At 63.7% G+C, this 8913-nt stretch carries 10 protein-coding genes and 1 tRNA gene; all 11 read right to left on the bottom strand.

The genetic code is table 11. The features are described from left to right. The coding region (locus ACTHJ1_RS04550) for a KUP/HAK/KT family potassium transporter (RefSeq protein WP_440188349.1) at nt 1-958 on the bottom strand (958 nt) is incomplete at its 3' end. Next, entirely contained in the window at nt 955-2085 is a 1131-nt protein-coding gene (locus ACTHJ1_RS04545) for a sensor histidine kinase (protein WP_440188346.1), read from the bottom strand. The genes ACTHJ1_RS04545 and ACTHJ1_RS04550, both read right to left, overlap by 4 nt. A 55-nt stretch (nt 2086-2140) precedes the next feature. Then, the gene (locus ACTHJ1_RS04540; protein ID WP_330917337.1) at nt 2141-2812 is read right to left on the bottom strand and encodes a response regulator transcription factor; all 672 of its coding nucleotides are present in this window, start codon (nt 2810-2812) and stop codon (nt 2141-2143) included. Nucleotides 2813-2855: 43 nt separating this feature from the next. Beyond that, nucleotides 2856-3302 carry an ExbD/TolR family protein gene (locus ACTHJ1_RS04535; protein WP_440188341.1) on the bottom strand — a complete coding sequence of 149 codons (447 nt, stop codon included), beginning with the start codon at nt 3300-3302 and terminating at the stop codon, nt 2856-2858. Nucleotides 3303-3305: 3 nt separating this feature from the next. After that, nucleotides 3306-4061: a MotA/TolQ/ExbB proton channel family protein gene (locus tag ACTHJ1_RS04530; RefSeq protein ID WP_440188338.1), complete on the bottom strand. Its 756-nt coding sequence runs from the start codon at nt 4059-4061 to the stop codon at nt 3306-3308. 4 nt (nt 4062-4065) lie between these two features. Next, nucleotides 4066-4845, bottom strand: a complete 780-nt coding sequence (locus ACTHJ1_RS04525) for an energy transducer TonB (protein ID WP_440188335.1) — start codon at nt 4843-4845, stop codon at nt 4066-4068. A gap of 176 nt (nt 4846-5021) precedes the next feature. Next, a tRNA-Val gene (locus ACTHJ1_RS04520) sits at nt 5022-5097 on the bottom strand. Between the two features lie 122 nt (nt 5098-5219). Then, on the bottom strand, nt 5220-5492 hold the full coding sequence (locus tag ACTHJ1_RS04515) for an HU family DNA-binding protein (RefSeq protein WP_440188332.1): 273 nt from the start codon (nt 5490-5492) through the stop codon (nt 5220-5222). A 418-nt stretch (nt 5493-5910) separates the two neighbouring features. Further along, a complete protein-coding gene (locus tag ACTHJ1_RS04510) occupies nt 5911-7155 on the bottom strand; it encodes a cystathionine gamma-synthase family protein (RefSeq protein ID WP_440188329.1) in 1245 nt (414 codons plus the stop codon). 186 nt (nt 7156-7341) lie between these two features. Then, on the bottom strand, nt 7342-8079 hold the full coding sequence (gene rlmB / locus ACTHJ1_RS04505; RefSeq protein ID WP_440188326.1) for a 23S rRNA (guanosine(2251)-2'-O)-methyltransferase RlmB: 738 nt from the start codon (nt 8077-8079) through the stop codon (nt 7342-7344). Between the two features lie 78 nt (nt 8080-8157). After that, a complete protein-coding gene (locus ACTHJ1_RS04500) occupies nt 8158-8781 on the bottom strand; it encodes a GntR family transcriptional regulator (RefSeq protein WP_440188323.1) in 624 nt (207 codons plus the stop codon). Between the last annotated feature and the right edge of the window lie 132 nt (nt 8782-8913).

Here is an 8913-nt window from a genome sequence, read left to right as displayed (position 1 = left end):
GTTGCACCGCCTGGCGCGTCATGGAGAACGCGCCCGAGATCACGGCCTGCGACGCGATCACGGTGGCCAGGCCCGACAGCACCACCAGCGGCAGCAGCCCCCAGCTCGGCACCATCAAAAAGAAGGGGTTCTCCAGCGCCTTGGGGTTGCTCAACAGCAGCGCGCCCTGCCCGAAATAATTGAGCACCAGCGAAGGCAGCACCAGCCAGAACCAGGCGGTGCGGATAGGCGGCCGGCCGAAATGCCCCATATCGGCGTAAAGCGCTTCGGCGCCGGTCAGCGCAAGCACCACCGCCCCCAGCAGCACGAAGCTGGCCACCGGCCGCTGAGCCACGAAAGACGCAGCTTGCAGGGGATTGAGCGCGTGCAGCACGACCGGATGCTGCACGATCTGCCAGAGGCCCGTCGTGGCCAGCGTCACGAACCACAGACCCATGATGGGGCCGAAAAGCTTGCCCACCGAGGCCGTGCCGCGCGATTGAAAGGCAAAGAGCACGATCAACACGGCCAGCGAAATGGGTACGATCCAGGCGTCGAAATTATGCGACACGATGCCGATGCCTTCGATGGCCGAGATTACCGAAATGGCAGGCGTGATCATGCTGTCGCCATAGAATAGCGCCGCGCCGAAGATGCCCAAAATAATGAGCACCGTACGTTTATGACCCTGCACGCCGCGCACGGCCAGTTCGAGCAGGGCCAGCGTTCCGCCCTCGCCGCGATTGTCGGCGCGCATGATGAGCATGACGTATTTGAACGACACCACCACCATCAGCAGCCAGAACAGCAGGGACAGAATCCCCAGCACGTGTGCGGCATCGAGGGTCTTGAATTCGTTTAGGGAGACCTTGAGGGTATACAGCGGGCTGGTGCCGATGTCGCCATACACCACGCCCAGCGCGCCTATTGTCAAAGCCTTGCGCGAGGAAGAATGGGGGGCCGTGGTTGATGCGCTCATGCGTGTCGCTCGTGACGTGACGGTTGGGTACCCTTGCGAGGACCGGGAAAAACAACGGAAAGGCGAGTGCCGGAATACTCGGGACGGCTGGTCAGCTGACACCAGGCGCCGTGCGCGGTCGCGATCTCCCTGACGATCGCCAGGCCCAGGCCCGAGCCGCCGGCCGCCGCGCTGGGCGAGCGGTAGAACGCCTCGAACACCCGGTCACGCTCGTCGGGAGGAATGCCGGGACCGTCGTCTTCGATGGTCAGGGAAGGCGGGCTCGCCCCCACGGTCAGGGTAATGCGTCCGGGCTTCTTGCCGTAGCGCAGCGCATTGTCGATCAGATTGCCCAGCAGTTCGTCGAGCAGCAGCGGATTGCCGTCGATGTCGATCGATACGTCCGGCGCGACCAGATCCAGGTCGACCTGCGCGGCCATGGCGCGCGGAACCCATTCGGCGCCGCTGGCTCGCACCCATTCGCACAAATCCAGGCGCACGAAGTTGTCCCGCGGTTGCGCGTCGGGATTGGAGCGGGCCAGCACCAGCAGTTGCTGGCCCAGGCGGATCATGCGGTCGCTGACGACCTTGATGCGCTCGGCCCGCGCGCGCACGTCGTCGGGCAGCGGCCTGGCGAGCATCAGCTCGGACTCGAGCTTCAGCCCCGTCAACGGCGTGCGCAGCTGATGGGCGGCATGCCCGATGAAACGGCGCTGAGCGGACAGCGAGGAATCGAGGCGCTCGAGCAGATCGTTGATGTGCGTGACGAGCGGCGCGATCTCGGAAGGCAGATTGGCCACTACCATGGGCTGCATATCTTCGATGGAGCGCTGCCGGATCTGATCGGCCAGGTGGTTGACCGAACGCAGGCCCGAGCGCACGCCATGCACGACGACGCCGGCGAAAAGCAGAATGAGCAGCACCTGCCCCGCCACGATCAGCCAGAAGAAGTCTTCCAGCATCCAGACCGTCATGTCGAGCTTGTGCGTGATAACCCAAGTGACCGCCACATCGAGCAGGACCAGGACCATGAGCGGCGGCATCAGCCCCGATATCAGCAGTCGGGCCAGCGACCCGGACGGCAGCCGCCAGGCGACGCGCCAGGAGGAAGCCGGAGGGGGCTTCTTGGAAGTGGAGCTCTCGAACATGGCTGCGTGCGGCGCGCAGTCGGCTCACGTCTGCCGCAACGGGCAGGCGTGGCGCTTACGCCGATTCCACGTCCAGCAGATAGCCGAAGCCGCGCACCGTCTGGATGCTGGCGCCCGTGCCTTCGAGGCGCTTGCGCAGACGGTAAACGTAGACTTCGACGGCGTTCTCGCTGAAATCGGCATCCCAGGCCGAGAGCGAGTTGACGATCTGGCGCTTGGTGACGACGCGCCCAACGCGCGCCATGAGCATTTCCAGCACGGACAGTTCGCGCACCGACAGCGCCAGGCGCTGACCGTTGACGCGCACTTCGCGGCCGATGGTGTCGAACACCAGCGGACCGACTTCGATGGTGGGCTGCGCCTGGCCGGCCCGGCGGCGCGCCAGGGCACGCACCCGGGCGGCCAGCTCGGGAAGATCGAATGGCTTGGTGACGTAGTCGTCGGCGCCGGCATCCAGGCCCGCGACGCGATCGTCCAGACCGTCTCGCGCGGTAAGGATGAGCACCGGAACCTGGTTGCCGTCTTGGCGCAACTGGCGCAGAACGTCCAGGCCGCCCAGGCCCGGCAGGTTCAGATCGAGCAGGATCAGCTCATAAGACTGGCCGACCATGGCTCCCTGGACCTTGTCGCCCTCGGTGAGCCAGTCAACGGCATAACCCTGATCGGACAGGAATTCCTGCAGCGCATGGCCCAGGGTGGTGTCGTCTTCGATAACTAGAACTCGCATTTCTCGATTCTAGCGCGATCCGAACCAAGGCGTACACAGAAGGTTACTTGTTACTGACCGACGGGCCAGGCTGGGGCGACGGCGTGGTGATGAAGCCTATCTTGGCCATGCCGGCCCGGCGTGCCGCGCCCATGACCTGCGCCAGCACTTCGTAGCGCGTGTCCCGGTCGGCGCGGATATGGATTTCCGGCTGAGGCTTGTCCCGGGCCGACGCCGCGAGGCGGTCTGCCAGGCCGTCCATCGTCACCGGCTGGTCGTTCCAGTACAGCGCGCCGTCGCCCTTGATGGCCAGGTCGATGGCCTTGGGGTCTTCCTGGGTCGGCGCGGCGCTGACCTGCGGCAGATCGATGCGGATCGAATGCGCCAGCAGCGGCGCCGTAATGATGAAGATCACCAGCAGCACCAACATGACGTCGATGAGCGGCACCATATTGATTTCGGAAACGGTGTGGCCGCCCGAGCCCTTGTTGTCGAAGCTGCCGAAGGCCATGGCTTATTTTCCTCCGTTGCCTTCGACGCGCAGGCGGCGCATGGCGCGCACCTTGCTCTCGGACAGTTCCACTTGATGGCCGGTCGTCAAAAACGCGAACAGGTCGTGAGCATAGGCATCCAACCGCGACAGGAACACGCGGTTGTAACGAACGAAGGCGTTGTAGGCGAGCACCGCCGGAATGGCCACCGCCAGGCCCAGGCCGGTCATGATGAGCGCCTCGCCCACCGGACCGGCGACCTGGTTGATCGTCATGCCTTCGGACATGCCGATGCCCACCAGCGCGTGATACACGCCCCATACCGTGCCGAACAGGCCCACGAAAGGCGCGGTGGAGCCCACCGAGGCCAGGATGGTGAGGCCGTTTTCGAGCTTGGCGGTTTCTTCGTCGATGACCTTGCGCATGGTGCGCGTGACGAACTCGCCGTTGCCGCCCGCCTCTTCCAGTTTGGTGGCGCCGAACTTGGCGTGGTGGTCCGCGGCGTGGATGGCGTGGCTGGCCAGGTGCGAATAGGGATCGCGCGCGCCGTGCGTGATGATCTCGTTCTGCACCTGCTCCAGCGAGCTGGAATTCCAGAACGTGTTGAGAAACGCCTTGGCGCGGCCGCGCATGCGCAGATTGCTCACGGCCTTGACCACGATCAGGTACCAAGTCACCAGCGACATGATCACCAGGATGAAAAACAAGGTCTGGCCGACGGCGTCGCTCTGGCTCAGAAAATGCAGCACGCCCGTGGACGGCGCGGGAGTCGGATTCATGGGCTTAGTCCTTCATTTGAAAATCGTAAGGCAGCCTGGCCAGGGCAGGCATGGCCACGCCATTGCGCGTGAACGGTTTGAAGCGCGCGCGGCGGGCCGCGTCCAGCGCAGCGGCATCCAGGCGTTCGTGACCCGACGAGGTGTCGATGCGCGCGTCCTGCACCTGGCCTTGTGCGCTGATGCGCACCAGCACGACAACCCGGCCCGTTTCGTTGTATAGGCGCGAAAGCCTGGGATAGACCGGGACGGGCCGCGGACCGTCGTACTCGATATGGGTGACCAGAACAGGTTGATCCTGACCCGGCGCCTGACTTGTTGGCTGAGGGCCTTCGTGCACGTCGGCGACCGCGGGCGCGGGCGCGGAAGGCTCCGCCGCTGTTTGCGGCACAGGATGCCGCACAGGCAGCGGTTGGGGATGCGGCTTGGGCTGAGGCTTGATCGCCGGCGCGAGCGACGAAGGATGCGCTATCGGCGGCGGCTCGGGCTCGTATCGCGCTTGCGCATCAGGTTCCGGAGGCGGTTCGGCAGGAAGCGCGGCGGCAGGCGCCGGCGGTTGCGGCTGGCGTTCGGTTTGCGGCGGCGCCTGTCGCGGCGCAGGCGCATCGATCACACTCACCATCATCGCAGACTCATTCTCGGCGGCAGCAGGTGCGGCGTGCGAGCCCATCACGATGAAAGCGGCGACGGCCGCATGCAAAGCCAGCACCAGCACGCCCGCCCCGATGCGCAATCGCATCGGTGTTTGAAAAGCCGAAAACTCGGAAGAACGGATCAGCGCGGACATGAAACGGCACGGCGTTTTGCGCAAGGCCCGGCCGGCCTCACGCATGGGAAGTTTCACATCCTAATCTAAATGCGAATTATTCGCAAGATTGGGCATAAAAAAACGGCCTGCATCGCCGCAGCCGTTAGAGACAGTACACGTTTTGCACAACTTGCCGAACGCGATGCGCAGGATAGTGGTGGGTGCTACAGGGGTCGAACCTGTGACCTACGCCTTGTAAGGGCGCCGCTCTACCAACTGAGCTAAGCACCCGTATCATGCGGGGCCACGCCTGGGCATCTTGCAAGGCGGCAGTATAGCCTGCCTTACCCATCAAGCAAATCGAGAGCCTGTGGGCTCTCGATTCAGATTGCATTGCACGATGAACTTGCGCTTCAGTTCACGGCGTCTTTGAGCGCTTTGCCCGGACGGAACTTCGGCACCTTGGCCTTTTTGATCTTGATGGTTTCGCCGGTGCGCGGGTTGCGGCCCGTGCGTGCGGCGCGGGACGAAACGGCAAACGTGCCGAAGCCAACCAGCGTTACCGTTCCGCCCTTTTTCAGGGTGGTCTTGACGGCACCGATCAAAGCGTCGAGCGAACGCGCTGCCGCGGCCTTGGAAATGTCGGCCTTGCTGGCGATGTGATCGATGAGTTCAGTTTTGTTCATTTAAGTTGTACCCCTCATGAGTAAATTATGCATGGACGGCGGCAGCGCAAACGTCCGGCACGCGCCGTGATCAAGCAAACACGTGAACAACCAGGAAGTGGAATCTTGCGCGGCATGGCGCTCGTACTAATTGCTACGTCGCAGTGGCTTCGACGGAGAAAACGCATCGGAGCGACTGCGACGCAGTGAGTGTATTAAGCCTTGTGCCAGCGAATATTGTCAAGCAAAAAGCCGGCGCATGCCGCCAAGAGCCGCGCCACGACTGGTTTTGCCGCGCATGATGCAATGCCATAAGGGGAAACGCGCAGATCGACGCGCGTTTCCACGCTAAATTTGCATTGTTTATATGCCGCAGAACACAGGCGGTGCGCCAGCAAGAGATGAGCTGTGTTATGCGCTTTTTTTACCCGTGCCCCGTTTATCGAGGCATGCTCGCTTGCAGCGCCTGATCGAAATCGTGGATGAGATCGGCTTCGTCTTCGATGCCCACCGAAAGGCGAATGAAACTATCGGAGATGCCCATCTGCTTGCGGCGCTCAGGCCCCATCTCGTAATAGATAGTGTGCGCGGCCGGCAAGGCCAGGCTGCGCGTGTCGCCAAGGTGCGTGGCAAGCAGCACGATGTGCAGTCGATTCAGAAAATCGAAGCAATCGATGCCTTCGGCAAGCTCGATGCCCATCAGGCCGCCATAGCGGCCGCCGAAGAGTTCGGTGGCGCGCGCATGCTGCGCGTGGCCGGGCATCCCGGGGTAATGCACCTTGGCCACGCCGCGGTGCGTTTCCAGAAAGCGCGCCAGCGCCAGGGCGTTCGAGCAATGCTTTTGCATGCGCAGCGCCAGGGTCTCGGCGCCGATGGCGATGCGGTGCGCGGGCTCGGCAGCCAGCGTACCGCCCATGTCGCGCAGGCCTTTTTTCTTGATCTGCAACAGCCCCCAGCCGGTGGGCTGGCCCTTGCGATAGGGCTCGGCAATATTAGGATAGTTCGACCAGTCGTACAGGCCGGTGTCGGTGATCGAGCCGCCGAGTGCATGGCCATGGCCGGCGATATATTTGGACAGCGAGTTCATCACCAGACTGGCGCCCACGTCGCGCGGCCTGAACAGACTGGGCGAGGTCATGGTGTTGTCGACAAGATAGACCAGACCTTGCTCGCGGCAGAATTCGCCCATGCCCCGGAGGTCGGCGATCTGCGTGCCGGGGTTGGCGATGGTCTCGGTGAAGACCATGCGCGTGTTGGGGCGCAGCGCGGCGCGCACCTGGGCGGCATCGGTGGCGTCAACATAGCTGATTTCCACGCCCAGGTCGGCCAGGGTACCCAGCAGGCTGGTGGTGTTGCCGAAGACGTATTGGCTGGAGATGAGGTGGTCTCCGCCTTTTAGCAATGTGGTGAACACGGCGGTGAGCGCGGCCATGCCGGAGGCGAAAGTGACGGAGCCCAAGCCTTCTTCGATGAGCGTGATCTTGGCTTCGAGCGCACCGGTGGTCGGCGTGCCCTGACGCGAATAGGTGTAGCCGGCCTTGCCCTGGAACACGGCGGCCAGTTCGCGGGCGTCGCCGTAGACGTACTGCGACGAGGGATGCATGGGCTTGTGCACAGCGCCGTGTTCGATGGGCTGCCGACGATCGGAGTGCAGGACTTGGGTGGTCAGGCCGTTCTTGTGCATGGTGATTCTCTGCTTGCTGAATCTGTTGACTATCTTGCTTAATCTGTAAATTGTGCTTGGAACGTCTTGATTTGCGTTCTCTAGACGCCGAGGCTGCCCTGCGCAATTCCGATGCTCGCCGCTTCTGCGGCTGTGGTTGGCCGCCCCGTGCTTCGGATTGCCGCAGCGTCCTCGGATTGCGGTGTGTCAAGTTTGGCGCTGTCTTACGGTTTCGTACAGACAGACGGCGCTGGCTACGCTGACGTTCAGGCTTTCCACCGAACCCAGCATGGGGATGCGCACCAGTTGGTCGCAGGTCTCGCGCGTGAGGCGGCGCATGCCCTCGCCCTCGGCGCCCATGACCCAGGCCATGGCGCGCCTGGCGTCGACGGCGTGCATGTCGTCTGCGCCCTGGTCGTCGGTGCCCACCAGCCAGATGTCGCGGTCTTTGAGTTCGCGCATGGTGCGGGCCAGATTGGTGACCGTAATGTAGGGTACGGTATCGGCGGCGCCGCAGGCCACGCGCTGCACGGTGCTGGTCAAGCCCACGGCGCGGTCGCGCGGCGCGATGACGGCATGCACGCCGGCGGCGTCTGCCGTACGCAGACAGGCGCCCAGATTGTGCGGATCGGTGACGCCGTCCAGGATGAGCAGAAATGCCGGGCCCTCGATCACGTCCAGGACCTCGTCGATGCTCACGGCGAGCTGGCGCGCGTCGGCCAGGGCGACCACGCCCTGGTGGCGCGTGCCGCCGGACAGGCCGTCCAGCCGTTCCATGGGCACGGGGTGTACGCGCCGGCCGGCTCGCTCGGCCTGTTCGACCAGGCTTTGCATGCGTTTGTCGCGGCGCGAGGCCTCGATGTAGATGTCCCGGATCGAATCAGGCGCGTGGCGCAGACGCGCGACTACCGCGTGGAAGCCCGCCAGGACTTGGGCCGAAGCCATAGAAAAACCCTTTTTCTCGTATTGGATGAATGCCGTATTCGCGTAATGTTATCGCGGGCCAAGCATCGGCATGAAAATTCATCGCTTGGCCTGGCTTTGCAGGAAGGCTCGCGCCGCGTCGATGTGTCGCTGCAGCCGGCGCGCGGCTTCGTCGGCACGCCCTTTCCTGAAGGCCTGGAAAATGTCCTCGTGCTGCGAAACCCAGTCGGGCGTGCGATCGGCAAGAGCATCGTAGCGAGCGGCGTGCATCGCGCAGAGACGGCGCAGCTCCTGCACCATCGATAGCTGCTTCATGCGGCCCGCCGGAGCGTAAAGCGTCGCATGAAATAGCCAGTCGCCGTCCGCCCAACCCGGCCTGCCCGCCTCGAGGCTGGATTTGCGCAAAGCATATTCGGCCTCGGCGTGGTCCCGCGGGCCGGCCTTTCCGATCGCACGTCGCAGCAGGTCGCATTCCAGCAGCGTTCTCAAGTCGTAGATTTCCGTGAGCTCGTCCTGCGTGAGTTCGACGACCCGCGCGCCCTTGCCGGGCAGAACCAGCACGAGCCGCTGCGCGGCAAGCTGCTGCAAGGCGTCCCGCACGGGAATGCGGCTGACGCCGAATCGGCTTGCGAGTTCGGTCTGCGACAGCACCGTGCCGGGAGCAAGCCGCCCGGCGAGGATTTCGTCGCGCAAGGCGTCGGCGAGATTCAGATTAGGGCCCATGCATTTATTGTATACGCGTATACAAAAAATTCATTAGTAGTCGAGATCGCAGATTTGCCATAAAGAACCGGCGATCGCCGCAAGCACCCCCCCCCCCCCAACACGAGCCCCGCAAGAGCCACCAAAACACCA

It is taken from the genome of Bordetella sp. (assembly GCF_051960075.1).
Taxonomy (GTDB): Bacteria; Pseudomonadota; Gammaproteobacteria; order Burkholderiales; family Burkholderiaceae_B; genus Bordetella.
The sequence above is the reverse complement of the archived record's forward strand: the minus strand, read 5'-3'. Positions and strand labels throughout refer to the sequence as shown.